This is a genomic window from Pantoea sp. RG18 (genome assembly GCF_025910075.1).
GTDB lineage: Bacteria > Pseudomonadota > Gammaproteobacteria > Enterobacterales > Enterobacteriaceae > Pantoea > Pantoea agglomerans.
In genome coordinates, this window is the sequence record NZ_JAPCIL010000008.1 from 67242 (window position 1) to 89909 (window position 22668).

The window sequence follows — 22668 nt, forward strand, 5'->3', positions numbered from 1 at the left end:
ATATAGTACGCGCGCGCACTCTGCGCAGTAACCGGTCGCTCAACACCATGACAGACATCAACACCCTGATCAGAAACAACCGCGAATGGTCAAAATTACTGGTTGAAGAAGATCCCAGCTTTTTTGAGCGGCTCGCCCAGGCACAAAAACCGCGCTTCCTGTGGATTGGCTGTTCTGACAGCCGGGTTCCTGCCGAACGTCTGACCGGGCTCGAACCCGGCGAACTCTTCGTTCACCGCAACGTGGCCAATCTGGTAATCCACACCGACCTGAACTGTCTGTCCGTGGTGCAGTACGCTATCGAAGTGCTGGAAGTGGAACACGTTATCGTCTGCGGCCATTACGGCTGCGGCGGCGTGCAGGCGGCGATGGATAACCCGGAACTGGGATTAATCGACAACTGGCTGCTGCACATCCGCGACCTCTGGTACAAGCATAGCGTGTTGCTGGGGGAACTCCCGCCGGATAAGCGCCTGGACAAACTGTGCGAAATCAACGTTATTGAACAAGTCTATAACCTGGGGCACTCCACCGTACTGCAATCTGCCTGGAAACGCGGAAAGGATGTCTCCCTGCACGGCTGGGTATACGGCATTCAGGACGGCTGTCTGCGTAACCTTGATGTGACGGCAAACAGCCGGGAGATCCTCGAACAGCGCTACCGCCACGGCATTGCTAATCTGCGGAAGAACGGTGAGGCCTGAGCCGATCGCAGCGTAAAGCGCGGCATAGCCTACACCAGGCAACAGGTGCAGGCCTTGGAAGAATGTGCGGTAGAGCGGTATCAGGATTCCAGCGGCACCACTTTGCCAATATAAGGCAGATGGCGATAGTGCTGAGCATAGTCGATACCAAAGCCCACCACGAACTCGTCCGGAATCGCAAAGCCGACATATTCGACGTTCACTTCGACTTCACGGCGCTCTGGCTTATCCAGCAGGGTACAGATCGCCAGAGATTTTGGCTGACGCAGTTGCAGAATCTCACGCACTTTGCTCAGGGTGTTGCCGGAGTCGATGATATCTTCGACGATAAGCACATCCTTGCCACGGATATCTTCATCCAGATCTTTCAGGATTTTCACATCACGCGTGCTGGACATCCCGCTGCCGTAACTGGAAGCCGTCATAAAGTCGACTTCATGCGGCACATCGATGGCGCGACAGAGATCAGCCATGAACATAAAGGAGCCGCGCAGCAGCCCCACCAGCACCATATCGCTGCCGCTGTCGCGGTAGTGGTCGTTAATCTCTTTGCCCAGTTCAGCGATGCGCGTGGCGATTGCCTGTTCAGGGATCATCACTTCAACAGTGTGTTTCATTGCGTTCAGCCCGGTTACGTCAGAAAAGCCCCGGAGTCTATCACAGACGCAGCAGCGACGGCTGCGCGGCCCCATAAGCAAACGATTACGTCGCGAAAATTATTACCCGCCGCCTGCGGCTCGCTGAAATGCGCATTACCTTAGAACATTCTGGCATTTACCAGCATGATTCGCTGCATGGTAGCCTTTATCCAACAGATCGTTACCCTACTCGCGCCGCTGGCCGGAGATCACAATGACTTCATCTTCAAGCAAAAAAACGCATATCGGCGACAGGCCGCTGCACCCTGAAACCCAGATGCTGAACTATGGCTATGATCCCCGCCTCTCTGAAGGTGCGGTGAAGCCGCCGGTGTTTCTGACATCAACCTTTGTCTTTGACAGCGCCGAAGAGGGACGGGATTTCTTTGATTACGTCTCTGGCCGACGTGAGCCGCCGGAAGGCAAATCGGGTGGGCTGGTCTATTCCCGCTTTAACCACCCTAACAGCGAAATTGTAGAAGATCGGCTGGCGGTCTATGAGCAGGCGGAGAGCTGTTCGCTCTTCTCTTCCGGTATGGCCGCTATCTCCACTGCCCTGCTGACGTTTGCCCGTCCGGGCGAGGTGATCCTGCATTCCCAGCCGCTGTATGGCGGCACCGAAACCCTGCTTAGCAAGACGCTGCACAATCTGGACATCAAAGCGGTGGGTTTCAGCGACGGCAATGATGAAGTCAAAGTGCGTGAAGCCGCTCAGCAGGCGATGGCCCAGGGCCGGGTAGCGGTGATCCTGATTGAAACGCCAGCGAATCCCACCAACAGCCTGGTCAATATCCGTCTGATGGCGCGTATCGCTGATGAGATTGATCAGCAGCAGGGTTCACGACCGATTATCGCCTGTGACAACACGCTGCTCGGCCCGCTGTTCCAGCAGCCGCTGACGCTGGGCGCTGACCTGTCGCTCTACTCGCTGACCAAGTATGTTGGCGGTCACTCTGACCTGATTGCAGGCGCGGCGATGGGCAGTAAAGCGCTGATGGCGAAAGTGCGCGCCCTGCGCAGCGCTATCGGCACGCAGCTGGATCCACACTCAAGCTGGATGCTCAGCCGCTCGCTGGAAACGCTGTCGCTACGCATGGAGAAAGCCTGGCAGAATGCGGAAGCGGTCGCGGCGTTTCTGCGCGATCACCCTAAAGTGGCGAAGCTGCACTGGCTGCCCTATCTGGATGCGGAGAGCGCCGAAGGGAAAACTTATCGCGAGCAGTGCAGCGGTGCCGGGTCGACCTTCTCATTTGATATCGTCGGCGATCAGCCCGCTGCGTTCCGTTTTCTTAATGCGCTGTCGCTGTTTAAGCAGGCGGTAAGCCTGGGCGGGACCGAGTCGCTGGCCAGCCATCCTGGCAGCACCACCCACTCCGGCGTGCCGCAGGCGGTGCGTCAGCGTATTGGGATCACTGACGCCACGGTGCGGCTGTCGATTGGCATCGAAAACGCCGGCGACCTGATTGAAGATGTGAAGCTGGCGCTGGAGCAGGCGTAATCAGCTGACGGTAAAACCCAGCATCATGCCGGTGTCTTCATGCTCCAGCAGATGGCAATGGGCCATGTAAGCGTGTTCTGCGGCGGCGACATAGTTGAAGCGTACCAGCACTTCACTGCGCCAGCCGTCGACATTCACCATATCCTTCCAGCCCTGCCGGTGCGGGGCTGGCGGTTTGCCGTTTTCTGAAAGAATACGAAACTGGGTGCCGTGAATGTGGAACGGGTGCAGCATCGCGTCGCCTTCACCTGAAATCGTCCACTTCTCGTAATCACCCAGCTTCACCGCAAACGACGGCTTCGTCATATCAAAGGCCTGGCCATTAATCTTATTGCCGTTGCGGAAATCGTAACCGGCGGGCGGCGTATTGCCGTGCATGCTGTGATCCATGTTTTCCATATTTTCCATTGGTGGCATCGGCCCGGCAGCCGTTTTTTCCGGCATCGTGTGATGACTGCCCTTGCCCATCGCTTTCTCGCCGTAGCGCTGCATCAGCGCCTGCATGCCCTGCTGGTCCAGCTGCGGGTCCATCATCAGCTGCAGCCAGCGTGTCGTCAGGCCGTCTGTTGAGGGTAGCGCTGGCAGCGTCGCCAGCTGATCCGGCAGCGTGGCGCTGGCCATCACCCGCAGCGGCAGGATCTGCACCAGCGGCAGCGGCTGGTCAAACGGCGGCAGCGTCATGCCCATCTGCTCTGTCGGCAGCGTCACCAGATCGAAGCTCTTACCGTCAGAAGTATCGATCATCACCTCAAAACGCTCGCCCGACAGGATCGGCAGCGAGTCGAGCTTTACCGGCTCAGCCAGCAGGCCACCATCGCTGGCGATCACATAGAGCGGTCGGCGATCGCTGGCGGCAACATGCAGCGAACGGGCATTGCAGCCGTTGAGCAGGCGCAGACGCAGCCAGCCACGCGGCACCGCATGCTGCGGATAGTGCACGCCGTTGGTCAGCATCATATCGCCAAACCAGCCCACCGCGGCGCGCATCACGTCGAGCTGATAATCAATGCGGCTGCCATCTTTGGTCAGCTGCTTATCCTGAAAAATCAGCGGCACATCATCCACACCCCACTGCGAGGGCAAACGCAGCGTTCCGCTCTCTTTATCTTCCAGCAGGATCAGTCCCGCCAGCCCCTGAGCCACCTGATGCCCGGTCTTGCCATGCAGATGCGGGTGATACCAGCAGGTTGCGGCGGGTTGATCGGGCGTAAAAGAGACCTGACGCGAGCCGCCAGGCGCAATCACCGCCTGCGGGCCGCCATCCACTGCGCCGGGGATTTCCAGCCCGTGCCAGTGCAGTGTGGTCGCTTCGCTGAGCCGGTTATGGATGTTCACCGTCACCGGTTTACCACTCTGCATCTTCAGCACCGGCCCCAGCAGGCTGCCGTTATAGCCCCAGGTCGGCACGGCTTTGCCGTTCCACTGGGTGGTACCCTGCATCGCGGTGAGGCTGTAGCTGCCCCTGGCATCGGGTTCCAGCAGAGACGGAATCGGCAGCAGCGGACGGGTGGCTGCCATCAGCGAACGGCTCCAGAGCGGTAATGCTCCGGCTGCACTCAGTGCGGCAGTGAGTTTCAGGAAATGGCGACGTTGCATGGTGATCATCCTTGTGGCATCAGAGCGCACAGCCTAAACCCTGACCTTATGGGAAGGTCAAGTCTTACCCGTGCGAATCTGACGAAAAAAAGGCGGTGCAGCGGCCCACAGCGGCAAATTAATCGAAAACCTGAGAGCAACTGTGCTAACGTCATTAGCAATATCCATTGAAGAGAACGACTATGAAGCAAAGTATCAGGATCCTGCTGCTGACGGGACTCCTTGGCTTCTCCTCCACCAGTTTTGCCCTGAGCGAATCCGAAGCGGAAGATCTGGCCGATCTCACGGCGGTTTTCGTCTATCTGAAAAATGATTGTGGCTATCAGGATTTACCGGACGCGCAGATTCGCAAAGCGCTGGTCTTTTTTGCTCAGCAGAACCGCTGGGATTTAAGCAACTACAGCAACTACAACATGAAAGCGCTGGGTGAAGATAGCTATCGCGATCTCAGCGGCATCGCCATCACCAACGACAAAAAGTGCAAGTCACTGGCCCGCGATTCGCTGAGCCTGCTGGCCTACGTCAGGTAACGATTCTTCCCTCTGCAGCCGGACATTGACCGTGCAACCACGGTCAGTGTTAGCTATCATATGCCGCCCATCTTCATGGCGATGTCATCAGAGGAGAGCACCATGGCCCACAATGAAACGTGGTATGAAACCCTTCATGCCGGTTTTGGCCAGTATTTCACGGTCGATAAAGAGCTGTACCGTGAGAAGACTGCGCATCAGGATTTAATCATTTTCGAAAATGCCGCGATGGGCCGCGTAATGGCGCTGGACGGCGTCGTTCAGACCACCGAACGCGACGAATTTATCTACCATGAAATGATGACCCACGTTCCGCTGCTGGCGCACGGCGCGGCGAAGAGCGTTCTGATTATCGGTGGCGGTGACGGCGCAATGCTGCGTGAAGTGTCACGTCATCCCGGGATCGAAAAGATTACCATGGTGGAGATCGATGCGGGCGTGGTGACCTTTTGCCGCCAGTATCTGCCGAACCACAGCGCGGGTGCCTATGACGATCCGCGCTTTACGCTGGTGATTGATGACGGGGTGAACTTCGTTAATCAGACGCAGGAAAAGTTTGATGTCATTATCTCCGACTGCACCGATCCGATTGGTCCGGGCGAGAGTCTGTTTACCTCGGAATTTTATGCCGGGTGCAAAGCGGCCCTTAATGAAAATGGCATCTTTGTGGCGCAGAATGGCGTCTGCTTCCTGCAACAGGATGAGGCCGTTAACAGCCATCGTAAGCTGGGACATTACTTTGCGGACGTCAGTTTCTATCAGGCGGCGATTCCGACCTACTACGGCGGCATTATGACCTTTGCCTGGGCGAGTGATAATCCGGCGCTGCGCCAGCTCGACACCGCGACCTTAAAGGCGCGTTTCGAGGCCGCTGGCCTGGCCTGCCGTTATTACACGCCAGCAATCCATACCGGCAGCTTTGCCCTGCCGCAATATCTGTTGAATGCGTTATCCGCCGCGTGCTGATAGTGCATTTCTAAGGGGGTGAACGAAATTGCAAAAGCTAAAACTACATGGCTTCAACAACCTGACGAAAAGCCTGAGTTTTTGTATTTACGATATTTGCTATGCGAATACTGAAGCTGAACGCGATGGTTACATCGCCTACATTGACGAACAATATAACGCTAACCGTCTGACGGAAATTCTGACTGAGACCTGCTCCATTATCGGGGCTAACGTGCTCAACATTGCGCGCCAGGATTATGAGCCGCAGGGGGCCAGCGTCACGATTCTGGTCAGCGAAGAGCCGATCGATCCGAAAGATATCGATAACTCAGAGCACCCCGGTCCGCTGCCCAACTCGGTGGTGGCTCATCTCGATAAAAGTCATATCTGCGTGCACACCTATCCGGAGAGCCATCCGGCAGGCGGTCTGTGCACCTTCCGTGCAGACATTGAAGTCTCAACCTGTGGCGTCATTTCGCCCCTGAAAGCGCTGAACTATCTGATCCATCAGCTGGAGTCCGATATTGTCACCGTCGATTACCGGGTGCGCGGTTTTACCCGTGACGTGAAAGGGATGAAGCACTTCATCGATCACGAGATCAATTCGATTCAGAACTTCATGTCTGAAGATATGAAAGCGATGTATGACATGGTGGATGTGAATGTCTATCAGGAAAACATCTTTCATACCAAGATGTTGCTGAAAGAGTTCGACCTTAAACACTACCTGTTTAACACCCGCCCGGAAGATCTCACTCCGCAGGAGCACAAGCGCATTACCGATCTGCTCTGGAAAGAGATGCGCGAGATCTACTACGGCAGAAATATCCCCTCAGTGGGCCTGAAGACCCTCTGATTATCAGGCGCGCAGCGTTATAGCTCATAACCTGCGCGTCTCCTTCCCTCTTGTTACTTCTGCTTTTTCATCACGGCAACTGCCGGAATTCCCTGATCGCCAGCAATAATTTTCCTGTCCGGGCGTGCTACTTTCAGCGCTGAACGCTTATTTCTTAATCCACGACAGGCAAAAAAAATGGCAAGAATTAACATCATTGATTTCGATGCCGTCCCGGACGCCACTTCACTTTCCACTCAGGCGATACAGCACGCGATCGACAGCGCAGCAGAAGGCGACACGGTACTGATCCCGGCAGGCCGCTTTCTGACTGGCGCGCTGTTTTTGAAAAGTGAGATGACGCTGGAGCTGGCAAAAGATGCCGTATTGCTCGGCAGCCAGCGGCTGGAGGATTACCCGGAAATTGCTACCCGCGTGGCGGGGATTGATATGGTCTGGCCCGCAGCAATGCTTAACATCAATCAGTGTCGCAATGTCACCGTCTGCGGCAGCGGCACTCTCGACGGCCAGGGCGCGGTCTGGTGGCATAAGTTCTGGGGCGACGATGAAAACAGCGGAATGCTGGCGGACTATACCCGCCGCGGGCTGCGCTGGGTGGTGGATTATGACTGCAGGCGCCCGCGTAATCTGGTGGTTTATCAGAGCGAATGCGTGACGCTGGAGGACTTTACCTCAAAGGATTCCGGCTTCTGGAACCTGCACGTCTGTTACTCGAAACAGGTGAATTTGCAGAGACTCAATGTGATGAACGCCACCGGCCCCAGCACTGACGGTATTGATATCGACTCCAGTCAGTTAGTTCGCGTTGAGGGCTGTACGGTCTCCTGCAATGACGACAATATCTGCGTCAAATCGGGGCGCGGCGCAGAAGCGCATCAGCTGGCCAGAACCGCGCGCGATATTATTATTCGCGACTGCACATTGCTGAAAGGCTCGGGCATCACCCTGGGCAGCGAAACCTCCGGCGGTATCGAAAATGTTATCATCGAACATAACCGTTTCTCCGGTACCGGCGTCGGCTTCCGCATCAAATCAGCCCGCAATCGCGGCGGCTGGATTAAAAACATCATTGTTCGCCATCTGATGATGGAAGATGTCGGCTATCCGTTTATGCTGCAGCTGAACTGGTTCCCGCAATACAGCTACAGCGAGCAGCCTGCCGACACAGAACAGCCTCCGCACTGGCGTAAGCTGGCTGCGGGCGTCACGGGCGATGCCGGGCTGACGAGAGTAGAGAATATCCGCATCAGCCATATCAGCAGCAGCCTGACTCAGCCCACGACCTTTTCCCGCGCCTTCTTTATTGAAGGCACGCCGGAAAATCCGATTGAGCAGCTGAGTTTCAGCGATATCACGCTGCAGGCGCAGGAGTTTGGCAAAATAGCGGGCGTAAATAATCTGAGGTTTGAACGGGTTTCGGTGGACGCACCCGCGACTACGCGCGAAGAGAATGATGCGTACGCGCGTTAACGGCGCGTTTTAACGGCGAGAGATAAAGATAAACGCGCGGTGCTGCTCTCGTCCTGCTGATCAGGTCAGAGCAACATGGCGCGTTCTGTTCAGGCGGAGGTCAGCGCCAGCGTAATCCCGCGCTGCTGGGGAAGCTGGTTCTTAACGCCCGCACACGCTTATGGCAACTGCATGTTGCCGCTGTGAATCATTTTACGCCCCGGTGGGGCTGGCGACAGTATTGGGCTTCTGGGCAGCCGAACGGCTATGGGACGCATTCAGTATGTAGCCACCACATCGGCGATGATCGGCATGATGCGCAGCCGGGCTGCTGAGTTCGCCCGGCTTTTATTACCGTACGGGTTTGCCGTACTGGTTCATAAACTGGCGATAAGCAGCGATCACCAGCTGAAAATCTTCAATGCCGCAGAACGAGAGGCTCTCTTCGTCATAGTAGTTCATCCCCTCTTCCATACCGTCATCTTCCAGAGCCAGCAGGTTGGCGCGGATCATCACCTCCTCTTCATCCAGCAGAATGGTGTACTCGCTGCCGATCCGCTGCCACTGACGTACGCTGCCTTTGACATCTTCAATGGCGGCTTCAACTTCATCCAGCAATCCCGGATCGTTTTTGACCTCTTCGTTGAACCAGTGGCCGACCGCTTCATGATCCATCGACATGCGAACCTTAATCTGTCCGGTCACATCGCGTAAAAATTCATATTCCATCGCCCGTTCCTCTCAACGTCGTCGTCTCACCTGGTAAGTGTCCGTGCTGCTCTCGCGGCAAAGTGTGACACGTCGCGCATTATTACAGGCTGTCTGCCGAAAGCCAGCTTTTGATCGTCTCTCTACCCCATGCTGAGACGAAAAAAAGGGGCGAATCATCGCCCCTTATTCATGCCTGCAAGGTGAAGAATCAGACCGCGGTCTGGAAAATCACACCATCAGCTTTGTCGGTGTACTGCGTCAGCTGGTCGAAGTTGAGATAGCGATACGTGTCGCTGGCCGTTTTATCGACCTGCGCCATGAATTGCTGATACTCATCCGGCGTTGGCAGTTTGCCAAGCAGAGACGCGACCGCAGCCAGCTCCGCTGACGCCAGGTAGACGTTAGCGCCGTTACCCAGACGGTTCGGGAAGTTACGGGTCGAAGTCGAAACCACCGTCGAACCATCTGCAACACGTGCCTGGTTACCCATGCAGAGTGAACAGCCAGGGATCTCGATACGCGCACCGCTTTTGCCGAATACGCTGTAGTAGCCCTCTTCGGTCAGCTGTGCCGCATCCATCTTGGTTGGCGGTGCCACCCACAGACGGGTTGGCAGCTGGCCTTTGTGGCTATCCAGCAGTTTACCCGCAGCACGGAAGTGACCAATGTTGGTCATGCATGAGCCGATAAACACTTCGTCGATCTTCTCACCCTGAACGTCAGAGAGCAGACGTGCATCGTCCGGATCGTTTGGCGCACAGAGGATTGGCTCTTTGATTTCAGCCAGATCGATTTCGATCACGGCGGCATATTCAGCATCGGCATCCGGCTCAAGCAACTGAGGATCGGCCAGCCATTTCTCCATACCTTCAATGCGACGCTCCAGCGTACGACGATCGCCGTAGCCTTCTGCGATCATCCACTTCAGCAGCACGATGTTGGAGCTGAGGTATTCGATAATCGGCGCTTTATCCAGCTTGATGGTACAGCCCGCAGCGGAACGTTCTGCTGACGCATCGGACAGCTCAAACGCCTGCTCGACTTTCAGATCCGGCAGACCTTCAATCTCCAGGATGCGACCAGAGAAGATGTTTTTCTTACCTTTCTTCTCAACGGTCAGCAGACCCTGTTTGATGGCATACAGCGGAATGGCGTGAACCAGATCGCGCAGGGTAATGCCCGGCTCCATCTTACCTTTGAAGCGCACCAGAACCGATTCCGGCATGTCGAGCGGCATTACGCCAGTCGCGGCGGCAAACGCCACCAGGCCTGAACCCGCCGGGAAAGAGATGCCGATAGGGAAACGGGTGTGCGAGTCACCACCGGTACCGACGGTATCCGGCAGCAGCATACGGTTCAGCCAGCTGTGGATAATGCCGTCACCCGGACGCAGTGACACACCACCGCGGTTCATGATGAAGTCTGGCAGCGTATGGTGCGTGCTCACATCCACCGGCTTCGGATACGCGGCGGTGTGACAGAACGACTGCATCACCAGATCGGTCGAAAAGCCCAGGCAAGCCAGATCTTTCAGCTCGTCACGGGTCATCGGGCCGGTGGTATCCTGCGAGCCAACCGAGGTCATCTTAGGTTCGCAATAGGCGCCAGGACGAACACCGGTCACGCCACAGGCGCGGCCAACCATTTTCTGCGCCAGCGAGAAACCACGGGTGCTCTCCGCGACATCTTTCGCCTGACGGAATACGGTGCTGTGCGGCAGACCCAGCGACTCGCGCGCTTTGGTGGTCAGACCGCGACCGATGATCAGTGGAATACGGCCACCGGCGCGCACTTCGTCAATCACTACTTCGGTTTTGAGCTCGAAGCTGGCCAGCAGCTCATTGGTTTCGTGGTTGCGGACTTCGCCTTTGAATGGATAGATGTCGATCACATCGCCCATGTTCAGGTTATTTACGTCCACTTCAATGGGCAGTGCGCCCGCATCTTCCATGGTGTTGAAGAAGATGGGTGCAATTTTGCTGCCCAGCACCACGCCGCCGCCTTTTTTATTTGGCACGTTCGGGATGTCGTCGCCCATAAACCACAGCACCGAGTTGGTGGCGGATTTACGTGAAGAACCAGTTCCGACAACATCACCGACATACGCCAGCGGGAAGCCTTTGGTCTTCAGAGCTTCGATCTGTTTGATCGGGCCAATATTGCCCACTTCATCAGGCTCAATGCCTTCACGGGCATTTTTCAGCATCGCCAGGGCGTGCAGAGGAATGTCTGGACGTGACCAGGCATCCTGGGCCGGAGAAAGATCGTCGGTGTTGGTTTCGCCAGTGACTTTAAACACTGTAACCGTGATCTTCTCTGCCAGTTCAGGCCGTGACAGATACCATTCCGCATCTGCCCAGGATTGCATCACCTGCTTCGCGTATTCATTACCCGCTTTCGCTTTCTCTTCGACATCATAGAAGTTGTCGAACATCAGCAGCGTGTGTGAAAGGGCTTTCGCGGCAATCGGAGCCAGTTTGCTATCGTCCAGCGCCTCAATCAGCGGATGAATATTGTAACCGCCCTGCATGGTGCCAAGCAGTTCAACCGCTTTTTCAGGAGATATCAGAGGAGAGGTTGCTTCGCCTTTGGCGACAGCCGCCAGGAAACCGGCTTTGACATACGCCGCTTCATCGACGCCAGGTGGGACGCGGTTGACCAATAAATCGATCAAAAATTCTTCTTCACCCGCAGGTGGATTTTTTAGCAGTTCAACCAGCGCGGCCATTTGGGAAGCCTCTAAAGGCTTAGGTACAATTCCCTGGGCAGCACGCTCGGCAACGTGCTTACGGTATTCTTCTAGCACGACGTTATCCTCGCTCTCATTATGTAGGGCTTTCCGACCACCTTGCTCACTTATGGAGAACAATCTTCCCTTTCTCGTCCAGGTTGAGGTGCCCGGTTTCGCGGAGGGCAGAATAGCAGTATTTCGTCTGTTTGTTAATCTGTTTACAAAAATACAACATAATCCACTACGGCCACTCTGCCCGCTTAACTCCCTGCATCAGCCAGCTGAGTCGGCTGAATGGGTCTCTCTGCAGCGTACCGCATTCCACACAAATGGCTGCAGGTTTATGTCAGTTTTGCCGTGGCTTTAGCGAAGTGATTCAGGGAAATAGATAACTGGCAGGAATAGAAGCCGGCGTGTTTATGGGATACAGCGGAGGTGAGCTCAGAAGGATAACAACACCAGGCCGGAAATCAGCCTGATGTATTTTGCGCTTAAGAGGATTACAGCGCCTCTCGCCCATGATGATGGAACTTACACCGAATCCGTCCTGCTGATTATTACTGATAAAACCCTGGTCGATAAATCTCCTTTTCATCCTCACAAGTTGCACGTCAGAAGCTACAAGACAGAGACTGCTATTCAGAAGAGGTCGTCATGACCTCTTCTGTGCATGTTTAATTTTTCAGATTTTCCGGAAAATTGGCGGGCAACTGGTCAGGCGGACAGTCGATCACGCTTTCGTTATTTTCACCCACATCACGGATTACGGTCAGCGTTGCGAACTCATCAATCACTTCGGTTGGATAAGCCGGACCCGCTTCGCGGAATTTTGCCATCTCTTCCAGATGATCATTCTGGAAGCAGACGGTTTTCTCCGGATTATTCATTACCCAGCGCGGGAAGAAGATGGTGCCGTGGAAAATTTTATCAGCCAGATTAACGGCCAGGCTGACATCGGTACCGGTTGGTTCAGTCCAGGAAACTTTATAGACATCCTGCGCCAGACGAACGACATAGACATGCTGATTTTTAACCCAGCGATTACCGACCATACCGCTGTGAATGCGATAGTCGATGGTGCTGGCATTTTTAATGTAGAGCTCGTAATTCCAGCCGTTGTCATAAGTGTAAACCAGATGTTTGCCGACGATGCCAGACAGGTCATGTTTATCGAAAGTGCTCATGGTTAATTCCTCATTTGTTTTCCTTGAGGAGATTATTGCGCGTTACAAAACCGATGAATAACGCTATTTTTAGCACTAAATAATTTAATTTTTAGATGAGTGAGCATGTACAAGACAACACTCGAACAGTGGTATCTGCTCGACGCAGTAGTGAATGAGGGGAGTTTTGCGCAGGCAGCGGAGAAGAACAATCGCAGCCAGTCCTCACTGAGTTATCAGCTGAGCCTGTTACAGCAGAGGCTGGGTTTGACCCTGCTTCAGCAGGAGGGCCGCCGCGCTGTCCTGAGTGCAGAGGGACATCAGTTGCTGGCACAGGTGCGTCCGCTGCTGGAGGGATTCGGCGCGCTTGAGGCGCAGGCCAGTGCACTGCAACGCGGCGAGCGTTCGCGCATCGATCTGATGGTCGATGCGACTCTGCCCAAACCCTTGCTATTCGATGTGCTTCAGACCTTTCAGCAACGCTATCCGCATGTCCGCATCTGGTTTAGCGAAATCGTCCGAAGCGAAACGCCTGACAGACTGGCGGAAAATCAGGCTGATCTCTGGCTGGTGGCACAATATGGCGACACGCCGTTAGCAGGCGAAAGCCTGATGAGTGTCGATTTCGTCGCCGTCGCCCATCGCGACCACCCGCTGCACCGCGAATCCGCCCCGCTTAGTGCTGCTACGCTGGCACGCTGGCCCTGCATTACCATTCTGGATCGTCAGCAACAGCAGCAGTCGGAGGTCAATGGCGATCAGGCGGAGAACTGGTCATTCACGACGCTGTCGGCAGCCATTGAAGCGGTCCAGCATCAGTTAGGTTATGGCTGGCTGCCGGAACAGAATATCGCCGCGCTGTTAGAGAGCGGTGAGCTCCGTCCCCTGCCGCTGCTGCAGGGCCGCCGACGCAGTAGTTCGCTGGTGATGTATATCAATGAAGAAAGACTACCCGGCAACAGCGCCATTACTGCCCTGGCGCAGATGTTTATTGAACGGGTGGCTGCATGGGAGATGCGTGGTTAGATGAAGGTTAGCTTGCTGCCTAATCTTCTGAGAATTTGACTGTCAGAGTGCCACCGTCCAGCATCCCATATTGTGTTTTATCGGGTTTACTGGAAACAGTGAAAGGGATAAGCCAGACCTTAGCCGAACCCTGAATTTTAGCATCCAGGAAGGTTATGCCCTGCTGATCTGCAGCCCTCTTCGCTTCCTCCCAGGAGCGCCACCTATCCTGATGTTTCAGCCAGGAGACCCGGTAATTTTGTCATAACAGTCGAATTGCTTTGTGATGAGTTTCGGGAATGGCAGAAAAGCACGCTCGTACTTATAGTCAGTTAACCCGGGAGACTGCATCAGCGCACTGTCTGATGAGCAGCGCCTGCGTTTCATTAAATTTGTTAAGCCCTGTAGTGCAGGGCTTTACGTTGCCGAGCCGTTTTCTGACATCAAAATCAGTGACGGATCTGTGAAAGTTCATCTTCTGAGAGACCGGTCATTTTCATGACGGTGTTACGGTCGATGCCGTTCTGCAGCATAGTGCGGGCAACCTCGAGTTTGCCTTCATTTCGGCCTTTCTCGATTCCACGCTGTTCACCAAGCTGAATACCTTTCTCGATGCCCTTCTGCTCCAGCTGCTGTGCGATGGTCATAAGTGCGTCTCCGTGTTGCGGCACTCGCTGTGCCAGTTCGCGCACGAAGGCTTCGGAGTCAGCCGACTCGCCTGCCTGCAGTAAATAGTGTATCAGCGCTGTTACCTGGGGTGAAGAAAGATAATCAGCCATCAGTAACGTGGCCAGCCGATCGGTGAGAGTCGCGATGTCACGCTGATGTATGTGCTTCTGTAACAGCGTCAACGCCGCCATGCTGCGGTGCCCCATGATTTCCTCATCCGGGATCACCGTGACATCCACCAGTGGAAAGGTACTGCCATAGAGGTTTTCCGCCAGCGAAGGGTCTTCAAATTCGTCGAGCCAGCGTGTTGAATACGGATAAGGGCTGCGTTTGCCGGTATAGAACAGTACCGGTATAACCAGCGGCAGCTGCTTATGGCCCGCTTCAAGGTGGCGGTGCATAGCCGCCACAGCGTATCGCATCAGCCTGAATGCCATATGCCTGTCCGGCGTAGACTGATGCTCAACCAGGACGTGTATGTACCCATCCCCGTTACTGGTCTTCAGGCTGTAGAGGATATCGCTGAAATACTGGCGAAGATCGTCTTCAACGAACGAACCGGATTCAAGTTTCAGGGTGCTGAGGTCGCATATAGCGCGCAGTTCGGCGGGCAGATGCAGTTCCATGAAGTCGCGGGCAATGTCCGGCTGTGAGAGAAACTGCCGGAAAGTGGCATCGTGAGGTGTGGGAGTGCTGTTCTTTTTTTTCATCGGGCCTGACTCTGATATTCACATTCGTAGGGGATCACAGGCCAGATGTCTGGCCACCTCCATCATCAATGCGGTTTATCCCCGCTTGAGCGGGGAACACTCTTAATGTATGTAGCTGTAAAATATGATGATTTTACCTTCATAAAAAAATGACCACTAAATTCACGTATTTAAAGATCAGTAACTCACTGATTTATAAGAGTCAGGAAGAGAATCAGCAGCAGTCCATCCAGATTCACCGGAATATGCATTCTTACGCCGGTTTTATCAATCTGGATAAAAGCATCATCAAAGACATCAACCTGACCATACGGGAGAAAGATCATAGCAACGGCTTAAGGGGTAAAAACTCATAAACGGTGCCTTTTGATTCCTCTGCCACCAATAAATTTAGCTATCGCTCAGACTTACTTTTGAGGCCTGTTAATCGGAGCAGTAATACGCTCAAGCGCTACCTGAGCCAGAAAGCCCGAGCGACTTTTGTATTCCGGGTGTGAAGCCACACAACGATCAATCCGATCAATTAACGACCTGGGTAAAGTGACATTGATTTTTTCAGAGCCGCCCAGCAAACGAATGACATCTACATCAACCAATGCCCAGATATAACCCTGATAGTCAGGATTCGTGGCCAGAGTCTCAATGGTGGACACGGCAGGGATCTCATGACCGAGCTCTACACATAATTCGATATGCCCTGTGATAGCCTCTTTAGCGTTTTTAATGGCTTCATCAAGAGTATCCCCGGCAGAGAAACACCCTGGTAAATCGGGAACGATTACGCCGTATGCGTGTTCGTGATCACCCGCTTCAATCGCGATTGGATAAAACATATTTATACCTCTACGGGCAAGCGGGATTAAATTCTCGCTTGTTTCCTGATGCTCTTTACCGTACCGATCGGTAAGTCTTTTTTAGGATGGGGTACTGTAACCAGCCCCGGTTTTGTCGGATGTGTGAAATGGTGATGGCTACCGTTTATCCCTGTCAGAACCCAGCCATCAGCCTTCATTTCGGAAATTAACGTGCTGCTATCCATCCCTGTGTCCTGTCGCGTCCCGATGAAAGCACGATAACTCTAATAACTCTCACAGGCAACGTTTTCAGGGTTATTGGGGTTACCTTTAGTCTTAACCCAAATCGATTCTTGCCATACAGCACCAGAATCCAGGCGAAAAAAAAGCCCCCATAACGGGAGCTTTCTTCTTTAGTAGCAGAAAGTTATTTCTTCTTCGCTTTCGCGTTAGGCAGATCGGTGATGCTGCCTTCGAAGATTTCTGCCGCCAGACCGACTGACTCATGCAGGGTCGGGTGAGCGTGGATGGTCAGCGCAATATCTTCAGCATCACAACCCATCTCAATCGCCAGACCGATTTCGCCTAACAGCTCGCCGCCGTTAGTACCGACAATCGCGCCACCAATAATCCGGTGCGTCTCTTTGTCGAAAATCAGTTTGGTCATACCGTCTGCACAATCAGAAGCGATAGCACGGCCTGAGGCTGCCCACGGGAAGGTGGAGGTCTCGTAGCTGATGCCCTTCTCTTTCGCTTCTTTCTCGGTCAGACCGACCCAGGCAACTTCTGGCTCAGTATAGGCAATTGAAGGGATCACTTTCGGATCGAAGTAGTGCTTCAGACCGGAGATCACTTCTGCCGCCACGTGGCCTTCGTGCACGCCTTTGTGCGCCAGCATTGGCTGACCGACGATGTCGCCGATAGCATAGATGTGTGGCACGTTGGTGCGCATCTGCTTGTCGACGCGAATGAAGCCGCGATCGTCCACTTCCACGCCCGCTTTACCGGCATCCAGACCTTTACCGTTCGGCACACGGCCGATCGCCACCAGCACTGCGTCGTAACGCTGCGCTTCGCCTGGTGCTTTTTTACCTTCCATTGAAACGTAAATGCCATCGTCTTTTGCTTCAACGGCGGTCACTTTAGTTTCCAGCATCAGGTTAAATTTCTTGCTGATTTTCTTGGTAAAGACTTTCACCACGTCTTTATCCGCAGCCGGGATAACCTGGTCGAACATCTCAACCACATCAATCTCTGAACCCAGCGCATGATAAACCGTCGCCATTTCCAGACCGATGATGCCGCCGCCCATGACCAGCAAGCGCTTCGGCACTTCTTTCAGTTCCAGCGCATCGGTAGAGTCCCAGACGCGTGGATCTTCATGTGGAATGAATGGCAGTTCGATTGGACGTGAACCCGCAGCGATAATGGCATTATCGAAGTTGATGGTGGTCGCGCCGCCTTCTCCTTCAACCACCAGGGTGTTAGCACCGGTGAATTTGCCAAGGCCGTTAACCACGGTGACTTTACGACCTTTTGCCATTCCTGACAGGCCGCCAGTCAACTGGTTGATAACCTTCTCTTTCCAGCTGCGAATCTTGTTGATATCAGTAGATGGCTGGCCAAACACAATGCCGTGCTCTTCAAGGGCTTTCGCCTCTTCAATCACTTTAGCAACGTGCAGCAGCGCTTTAGATGGGATACAACCGACGTTCAGACAAACACCACCCAGGGTGCTGTAACGCTCTACCAGTACGGTTTCCAGACCTAAATCCGCACAACGGAAGGCTGCAGAGTAACCTGCAGGACCTGCCCCAAGTACTACGACCTGGGTTTTAATCTCTGTACTCATCATGACCTCTTAATTGATATCCGGCGGGTCAGACTTTCTTATAATGCCCTTGTTCCACCGGGACTTTCACCGCAAGAGTTTACAGAATTGTTAACAAACTGCCAACCGCGGCGCGACGAATCGTTACAGGAAGGCCGGCTTCCGCCGGCCTTCTTTACATTTACATAACTAAACGACGAATGTCAGACAACATATTGCCGATGATGGTGATGAATCGCGCACCATCAGCACCGTCGATTACGCGGTGGTCGAAGGAGAGAGAAATCGGCATCATCAGACGCGGAGTAAACTCTTTACCGTTCCACACCGGCTCCATCGCCGATTTAGAGACACCCAGGATAGCCACTTCCGGCGCGTTCACGATCGGCGCGAAGTGCGTGGTGCCCAGGCCGCCCAGGCTGGAGATGGTGAAACATCCGCCCTGCATGTCGCCCGCTGTCAGCTTACCGTCACGCGCTTTCTTCGAAATCGCCATCAGTTCACGCGACAGCTCGGTGATGCCTTTCTTGTTCACGTCTTTGAAGACCGGAACCACCAGGCCATTTGGCGTATCAACCGCCACACCGATGTTGATATATTTTTTCAGCGTTAGTTTCTGCGCATCTTCAGACAGCGAGCTGTTGAAGCGTGGCATCTGCTCAAGCGCCGCCGCGACCGCTTTCATGATGAACACCACCGGGGTGTACTTCACATCCAGCTTACGCTTCTCTGCTTCAGCATTCTGCTGCTTACGGAAAGCTTCCAGATCGGTGATATCGGTTTTGTCGAAATGCGTAACGTGCGGGATCATTACCCAGTTACGGCTCAGGTTCGCGCCAGAAATTTTCTGGATACGACCCAGTTCGACTTCTTCGATTTCGCCAAACTTACTGAAATCAACTTTCGGCCATGGCAGCATGCCTGGCAGACCGCCACCGCTGGCTGCAGCTGGTGCTGCTTCAGCGCGTTTCACGGCCTCTTTCACGTAAGTCTGCACGTCTTCTTTCAGAATGCGACCTTTACGGCCGGTGCCTTTGACTTTCGCCAGGTTAACACCGAACTCGCGCGCCAGGCGACGGATCACCGGGGTAGCGTGAACGTAAGCGTCGTTCTCTGCGAACTCACCTTTGCTTTCCGCTTTAGCTGGAGCGGGTGCCGCGGCTTTAGCTTCAGATTTGGCAGCAGGGGCCGGTGCGGCTTCCTGTTTCGCGGCCGCAGGGGCAGCCGGAGCAGCACCTTCGACTTCGAACACCATGATCAGTGAGCCGGTGCTGACTTTATCGCCGGTCGCCACTTTCAGCTCTTTGACGGTACCTGCAAACGGCGCAGGCACTTCCATAGAGGCTTTGTCGCCTTCAACCACAATCAGTGACTGCTCAGCTTCAACTTTGTCGCCAACTTTGACCAGGATCTCGGTAACTTCAACTTCATCACCGCCGATATCCGGAACGTTAACGTCTTTTGCGCCTGCAGCCGCGGCAGGTGCCGATGCCGCTTCTTCTTTCACTTCTGGCTTCGCGTCAGAGGCCGGTGCTGCGCCTTCTGCTTCAAAGACCATGATGGCTGAACCGGTGCTGACCTTGTCGCCGGTGGAAATAGTGATCTCTTTGACCACACCCGCGAACGGAGCCGGGACTTCCATCGACGCTTTATCGCCTTCCACCACAATCAGTGACTGCTCGGCTTCGACTTTGTCGCCAACCTTAACCAGAATCTCAGTGACTTCAACTTCGTCACCGCCGATATCCGGCACAGCCACTTCTTTGCTGGCCGCAGCAGCGGCTGGCGCTGGCGCCGCGTCCGCTTTTTTCTCTTCGGCGGCGGCAGGTGCTGCTTCCGCAGCGCCTTCAGCATCAAACACCATGATCAGTGAGCCGGTTTCAACTTTGTCACCGGTAGAGATTTTGATCTCTTTCACTACGCCAGCCTGCGGCGACGGCACTTCCATTGAGGCTTTGTCGCCTTCCACGGTGATCAGCGACTGCTCGGCTTCCACCTTGTCGCCAACTTTCACCAGAATCTCGGTGACTTCAACTTCGTCAGACCCGATATCCGGTACCTTAATTTCGATAGCCATTACTCTATTACCTCTTAAGCCAGACGCGGGTTAACTTTATCGGCATCGATATTGAATCGGGTGATCGCGTCGGCCACCACTTTCTTCTCGATCTCGCCGCGTTTAGCCAGCTCACCCAGCGCGGCAACCACCACATAAGATGCATCAACTTCAAAGTGATGACGCAGGTTCTCACGGCTGTCAGAGCGACCAAAGCCATCGGTACCCAGCACGCGATAATCGCTGGCCGGGACATAGCTACGAACCTGCTCAGCGAACAGTTTCATGTAGTCGGTTGAGGCGACAGCAGGTGCGTCGTTCATCACCTGAGCGATGTAAGGTACGCGCGCTTCTTCTGTCGGATGCAGCATGTTCCAGCGCTCACAATCCTGGCCATCACGTGCCAGTTCAGTGAACGAGGTGACGCTGTAGACATCAGAGCCGATACCGTAATCTTTCGCCAGGATCTGCGCAGCTTCACGCACATGACGCAGGATAGAACCTGAGCCCAGCAGCTGCACTTTGCCTTTGCTGCCGTCTACCGTTTCCAGTTTGTAGATACCCTTACGGATACCCTCTTCTGCACCAGCGGGCATTGCTGGCATATGGTAGTTTTCGTTCAGCGTGGTGATGTAGTAGTAAACGTTCTCCTGCGCTTCGCCATACATACGCACCAGACCGTCATGCATGATGACAGCCACTTCATAGGCGTAAGAAGGATCGTAGGAGATACAGTTCGGGATAGTCAGCGACTGAATGTGGCTGTGACCATCTTCATGCTGCAGACCTTCGCCGTTCAGGGTAGTACGACCTGAGGTGCCGCCGACCAGGAAGCCGCGCGCCTGTTGGTCGCCCGCCAGCCACATCAGATCGCCGATACGCTGGAAGCCGAACATCGAGTAATAGATGTAGAACGGGATCATCGGCAGGTTGTTGGTGCTGTAAGAGGTCGCCGCAGCCAGCCAGGATGAACCTGCGCCCAGCTCGTTGATCCCTTCCTGCAGAATCTGGCCTTTCTCGTCTTCTTTGTAGTAAGCAACCTGCTCGCGGTCCTGCGGGGTGTACTGCTGACCGTTCGGGCTGTAGATACCAATCTGACGGAACAGACCTTCCATACCAAAGGTGCGCGCTTCATCGGCGAGGATCGGAACCAGGCGATCTTTGATCGACTTGTTCTTCAGCATCACGTTCAGGGCACGCACAAAGGCGATGGTGGTTGAGATCTCTTTGTTCTGCTCATCCAGCAGCGCACTGAACTCTTCGAGTGCTGGCATTTCCAGCTTTTCAGTGAACTTCGGCTGACGTGTTGGCAGGTAGCCGCCTAACTTCTCACGCTGACCGTGCAGATACGTGTGCTCTTCAGAGCCCTTTTCAAAGGTCACGTACGGCAGTGATTCAATTTTGTCATCTGCGACTGGCACGTTGAAGCGATCACGGATATAGCGCACGCCATCCATGTTCATCTTCTTCACCTGGTGGGCAATGTTTTTGCCTTCCGCGGTGTCGCCCATACCATAACCTTTGATGGTATGCGCCAGGATCAGTACTGGCTTGCCTTTGGTGTCCTGCGCTTTTTTCAGTGCCGCGTAGATTTTCTTCGGATCGTGGCCGCCACGGTTCAATGCCCAGATTTCATCATCGGACAGATCTTTAACCAGCGCGGCGGTTTCCGGATATTTACCAAAGAAGTGCTCACGCACATAGGCACCATCACGGGATTTGAAGGTCTGGTAATCGCCGTCGACGGTTTCGTTCATCAGCTGAATCAGCTTGCCGCTGGTATCTTTGCGCAGCAGCTCATCCCAGCGACCGCCCCAGATGACCTTGATCACTTCCCAGCCAGCGCCGGCAAAGATGCCTTCCAGCTCGTTGATGATCTTGCCATTACCGGTAACCGGACCATCCAGACGCTGCAGGTTACAGTTGATGATGAAGACCAGGTTATCCAGTTTTTCACGGGTCGCGATGGTAATCGCGCCTTTAGATTCTGGCTCATCCATCTCACCGTCACCCAGGAAGGCGTAAACGGTCTGAGCAGAAGTATCTTTCAGACCACGGTGTTCCAGATACTTCAGGAACTTCGCCTGGTAGATAGCCGACAGCGGACCCAGACCCATTGATACGGTCGGGAACTGCCAGAATTCCGGCATTAATTTCGGGTGCGGATAAGAAGAGAGGCCTTTACCATCAACTTCCTGACGGAAGTTATTCATCTGGTCTTCGGTCAGACGACCTTCAAGGAACGCACGGGCATAGATGCCGGGAGAGATGTGGCCCTGGAAATAGACCAGATCGCCGCCATCCTTCTCACTGCGCGCGCGGAAGAAGTGGTTGAAGCACACTTCATAAATCGTCGCAGAAGACTGGAAGGAGGACATGTGGCCGCCGAGTTCCAGATCTTTCTTCGATGCGCGCAGCACCGACATGATGGCGTTCCAGCGAATTGCGGAACGGATACGACGTTCAAGAGAGGTATTGCCCGGATAATCGGGTTCATCTTCAACGGCAATAGAGTTGATGTAGTTGCTGATTGCAGAAGATCCTGCAGCCACGTTTACGCCGCCTTTGCGGGCTGCACCCAGTACCTGATCAATCAGATACTGTGCACGTTCAACACCTTCTTCACGGATGACCGATTCGATCGCCTGTAGCCAGTCACGAGTTTCAATCGGATCCACGTCATTGTGTAAACGTTCTGACATGGGTGTGTTCCTTATCTGTGTCTAATACGTTGAATAATCGGGAGCCTGTTAAAGCAGATGCAGGCAGGCTCGTCGCA

General features: G+C 54.3%; 18 protein-coding genes and 1 pseudogene. 7 read left to right on the forward strand and 12 right to left on the reverse strand.

The features are described from left to right. Nucleotides 1-47 precede the first annotated feature (47 nt). Nucleotides 48-704: a carbonate dehydratase gene (can, locus tag OK409_RS10890; protein WP_029519477.1), complete on the forward strand. Its 657-nt coding sequence runs from the start codon at nucleotides 48-50 to the stop codon at nucleotides 702-704. 80 nt (nucleotides 705-784) lie between these two features. Here the strand turns inward: can and hpt are convergent, their stop codons facing one another. Next, nucleotides 785-1321: a hypoxanthine phosphoribosyltransferase gene (hpt, locus tag OK409_RS10895; RefSeq protein WP_010254010.1), complete on the reverse strand. Its 537-nt coding sequence runs from the start codon at nucleotides 1319-1321 to the stop codon at nucleotides 785-787. A 235-nt stretch (nucleotides 1322-1556) separates the two neighbouring features. Between hpt and OK409_RS10900 the strand changes: the two genes are divergently transcribed. Then, nucleotides 1557-2840 carry a cystathionine gamma-synthase family protein gene (locus tag OK409_RS10900; protein ID WP_010671844.1) on the forward strand — a complete coding sequence of 428 codons (1284 nt, stop codon included), beginning with the start codon at nucleotides 1557-1559 and terminating at the stop codon, nucleotides 2838-2840. Here OK409_RS10900 and cueO read toward each other — a convergent pair whose 3' ends face one another. Further along, nucleotides 2841-4436, reverse strand: a complete 1596-nt coding sequence (gene cueO / locus OK409_RS10905) for a multicopper oxidase CueO (RefSeq protein ID WP_264367049.1) — start codon at nucleotides 4434-4436, stop codon at nucleotides 2841-2843. A gap of 182 nt (nucleotides 4437-4618) precedes the next feature. Between cueO and OK409_RS10910 the strand changes: the two genes are divergently transcribed. From OK409_RS10910 to OK409_RS10925, 4 genes are all read left to right on the forward strand, one after another. Then, nucleotides 4619-4966 carry a YacC family pilotin-like protein gene (locus OK409_RS10910; RefSeq protein WP_003854673.1) on the forward strand — a complete coding sequence of 116 codons (348 nt, stop codon included), beginning with the start codon at nucleotides 4619-4621 and terminating at the stop codon, nucleotides 4964-4966. Nucleotides 4967-5068: 102 nt separating this feature from the next. Next, nucleotides 5069-5932 carry a polyamine aminopropyltransferase gene (speE, locus tag OK409_RS10915; protein WP_264367050.1) on the forward strand — a complete coding sequence of 288 codons (864 nt, stop codon included), beginning with the start codon at nucleotides 5069-5071 and terminating at the stop codon, nucleotides 5930-5932. A 28-nt stretch (nucleotides 5933-5960) separates the two neighbouring features. After that, nucleotides 5961-6770, forward strand: a complete 810-nt coding sequence (gene speD / locus OK409_RS10920; protein ID WP_010253978.1) for an adenosylmethionine decarboxylase — start codon at nucleotides 5961-5963, stop codon at nucleotides 6768-6770. Nucleotides 6771-6947: 177 nt separating this feature from the next. Further along, the gene (locus tag OK409_RS10925; protein WP_264367051.1) at nucleotides 6948-8240 is read left to right on the forward strand and encodes a glycoside hydrolase family 28 protein; all 1293 of its coding nucleotides are present in this window, start codon (nucleotides 6948-6950) and stop codon (nucleotides 8238-8240) included. Nucleotides 8241-8570: 330 nt separating this feature from the next. On the opposite strand, the gene yacL is transcribed toward OK409_RS10925, so the two are convergent. The 3 genes from yacL to OK409_RS10945 form a co-directional block, all read right to left on the reverse strand. Continuing rightward, entirely contained in the window at nucleotides 8571-8948 is a 378-nt protein-coding gene (yacL, locus tag OK409_RS10935) for a protein YacL (RefSeq protein ID WP_010253973.1), read from the reverse strand. 190 nt (nucleotides 8949-9138) lie between these two features. Then, nucleotides 9139-11736 carry a bifunctional aconitate hydratase 2/2-methylisocitrate dehydratase gene (gene acnB, locus OK409_RS10940; protein WP_153020885.1) on the reverse strand — a complete coding sequence of 866 codons (2598 nt, stop codon included), beginning with the start codon at nucleotides 11734-11736 and terminating at the stop codon, nucleotides 9139-9141. Nucleotides 11737-12335: 599 nt separating this feature from the next. Continuing rightward, nucleotides 12336-12845 carry a phenolic acid decarboxylase gene (locus tag OK409_RS10945; protein ID WP_010253965.1) on the reverse strand — a complete coding sequence of 170 codons (510 nt, stop codon included), beginning with the start codon at nucleotides 12843-12845 and terminating at the stop codon, nucleotides 12336-12338. Between the two features lie 105 nt (nucleotides 12846-12950). Here OK409_RS10945 and OK409_RS10950 point away from each other — a divergent pair, with 105 nt between their 5' ends. Beyond that, on the forward strand, nucleotides 12951-13850 hold the full coding sequence (locus OK409_RS10950; RefSeq protein WP_264367052.1) for a LysR family transcriptional regulator: 900 nt from the start codon (nucleotides 12951-12953) through the stop codon (nucleotides 13848-13850). A 428-nt stretch (nucleotides 13851-14278) separates the two neighbouring features. Here the strand turns inward: OK409_RS10950 and OK409_RS10955 are convergent, their stop codons facing one another. The 7 genes and pseudogenes from OK409_RS10955 to aceE form a co-directional block, all read right to left on the reverse strand. Then, complete coding sequence (locus OK409_RS10955) at nucleotides 14279-15208, reverse strand: Rpn family recombination-promoting nuclease/putative transposase (RefSeq protein WP_061703638.1); 930 nt, start codon at nucleotides 15206-15208, stop codon at nucleotides 14279-14281. A gap of 236 nt (nucleotides 15209-15444) precedes the next feature. After that, nucleotides 15445-15534: pseudogene (locus OK409_RS10960) on the reverse strand (CRISPR-associated protein Cas1); the annotation flags it as partial. A gap of 81 nt (nucleotides 15535-15615) precedes the next feature. Continuing rightward, nucleotides 15616-16041 carry a type II toxin-antitoxin system HicB family antitoxin gene (locus tag OK409_RS10965; protein ID WP_010253955.1) on the reverse strand — a complete coding sequence of 142 codons (426 nt, stop codon included), beginning with the start codon at nucleotides 16039-16041 and terminating at the stop codon, nucleotides 15616-15618. A 26-nt stretch (nucleotides 16042-16067) separates the two neighbouring features. Next, nucleotides 16068-16247 carry a type II toxin-antitoxin system HicA family toxin gene (locus OK409_RS10970; protein ID WP_010253953.1) on the reverse strand — a complete coding sequence of 60 codons (180 nt, stop codon included), beginning with the start codon at nucleotides 16245-16247 and terminating at the stop codon, nucleotides 16068-16070. A gap of 182 nt (nucleotides 16248-16429) precedes the next feature. Then, on the reverse strand, nucleotides 16430-17854 hold the full coding sequence (lpdA, locus tag OK409_RS10975) for a dihydrolipoyl dehydrogenase (protein ID WP_010253950.1): 1425 nt from the start codon (nucleotides 17852-17854) through the stop codon (nucleotides 16430-16432). Nucleotides 17855-18014: 160 nt separating this feature from the next. Continuing rightward, a complete protein-coding gene (gene aceF, locus OK409_RS10980) occupies nucleotides 18015-19910 on the reverse strand; it encodes a pyruvate dehydrogenase complex dihydrolipoyllysine-residue acetyltransferase (RefSeq protein WP_264367053.1) in 1896 nt (631 codons plus the stop codon). A gap of 14 nt (nucleotides 19911-19924) precedes the next feature. Further along, on the reverse strand, nucleotides 19925-22591 hold the full coding sequence (gene aceE, locus OK409_RS10985; protein WP_010253944.1) for a pyruvate dehydrogenase (acetyl-transferring), homodimeric type: 2667 nt from the start codon (nucleotides 22589-22591) through the stop codon (nucleotides 19925-19927). Between the last annotated feature and the right edge of the window lie 77 nt (nucleotides 22592-22668).

Coding starts and splice junctions, on each gene's coding strand:
- can (WP_029519477.1), top strand. CDS start 48: ATGACAGACATCAACACCCTGATCAGAAACAACCGCGAATGGTCAAAA.
- hpt (WP_010254010.1), bottom strand. CDS start 1,321: ATGAAACACACTGTTGAAGTGATGATCCCTGAACAGGCAATCGCCACG.
- OK409_RS10900 (WP_010671844.1), top strand. CDS start 1,557: ATGACTTCATCTTCAAGCAAAAAAACGCATATCGGCGACAGGCCGCTG.
- cueO (WP_264367049.1), bottom strand. CDS start 4,436: ATGCAACGTCGCCATTTCCTGAAACTCACTGCCGCACTGAGTGCAGCC.
- OK409_RS10910 (WP_003854673.1), top strand. CDS start 4,619: ATGAAGCAAAGTATCAGGATCCTGCTGCTGACGGGACTCCTTGGCTTC.
- speE (WP_264367050.1), top strand. CDS start 5,069: ATGGCCCACAATGAAACGTGGTATGAAACCCTTCATGCCGGTTTTGGC.
- OK409_RS10925 (WP_264367051.1), top strand. CDS start 6,948: ATGGCAAGAATTAACATCATTGATTTCGATGCCGTCCCGGACGCCACT.
- yacL (WP_010253973.1), bottom strand. CDS start 8,948: ATGGAATATGAATTTTTACGCGATGTGACCGGACAGATTAAGGTTCGC.
- OK409_RS10945 (WP_010253965.1), bottom strand. CDS start 12,845: ATGAGCACTTTCGATAAACATGACCTGTCTGGCATCGTCGGCAAACAT.
- OK409_RS10950 (WP_264367052.1), top strand. CDS start 12,951: ATGTACAAGACAACACTCGAACAGTGGTATCTGCTCGACGCAGTAGTG.
- OK409_RS10955 (WP_061703638.1), bottom strand. CDS start 15,208: ATGAAAAAAAAGAACAGCACTCCCACACCTCACGATGCCACTTTCCGG.
- OK409_RS10965 (WP_010253955.1), bottom strand. CDS start 16,041: ATGTTTTATCCAATCGCGATTGAAGCGGGTGATCACGAACACGCATAC.
- OK409_RS10970 (WP_010253953.1), bottom strand. CDS start 16,247: ATGGATAGCAGCACGTTAATTTCCGAAATGAAGGCTGATGGCTGGGTT.
- lpdA (WP_010253950.1), bottom strand. CDS start 17,854: ATGAGTACAGAGATTAAAACCCAGGTCGTAGTACTTGGGGCAGGTCCT.
- aceF (WP_264367053.1), bottom strand. CDS start 19,910: ATGGCTATCGAAATTAAGGTACCGGATATCGGGTCTGACGAAGTTGAA.
- aceE (WP_010253944.1), bottom strand. CDS start 22,591: ATGTCAGAACGTTTACACAATGACGTGGATCCGATTGAAACTCGTGAC.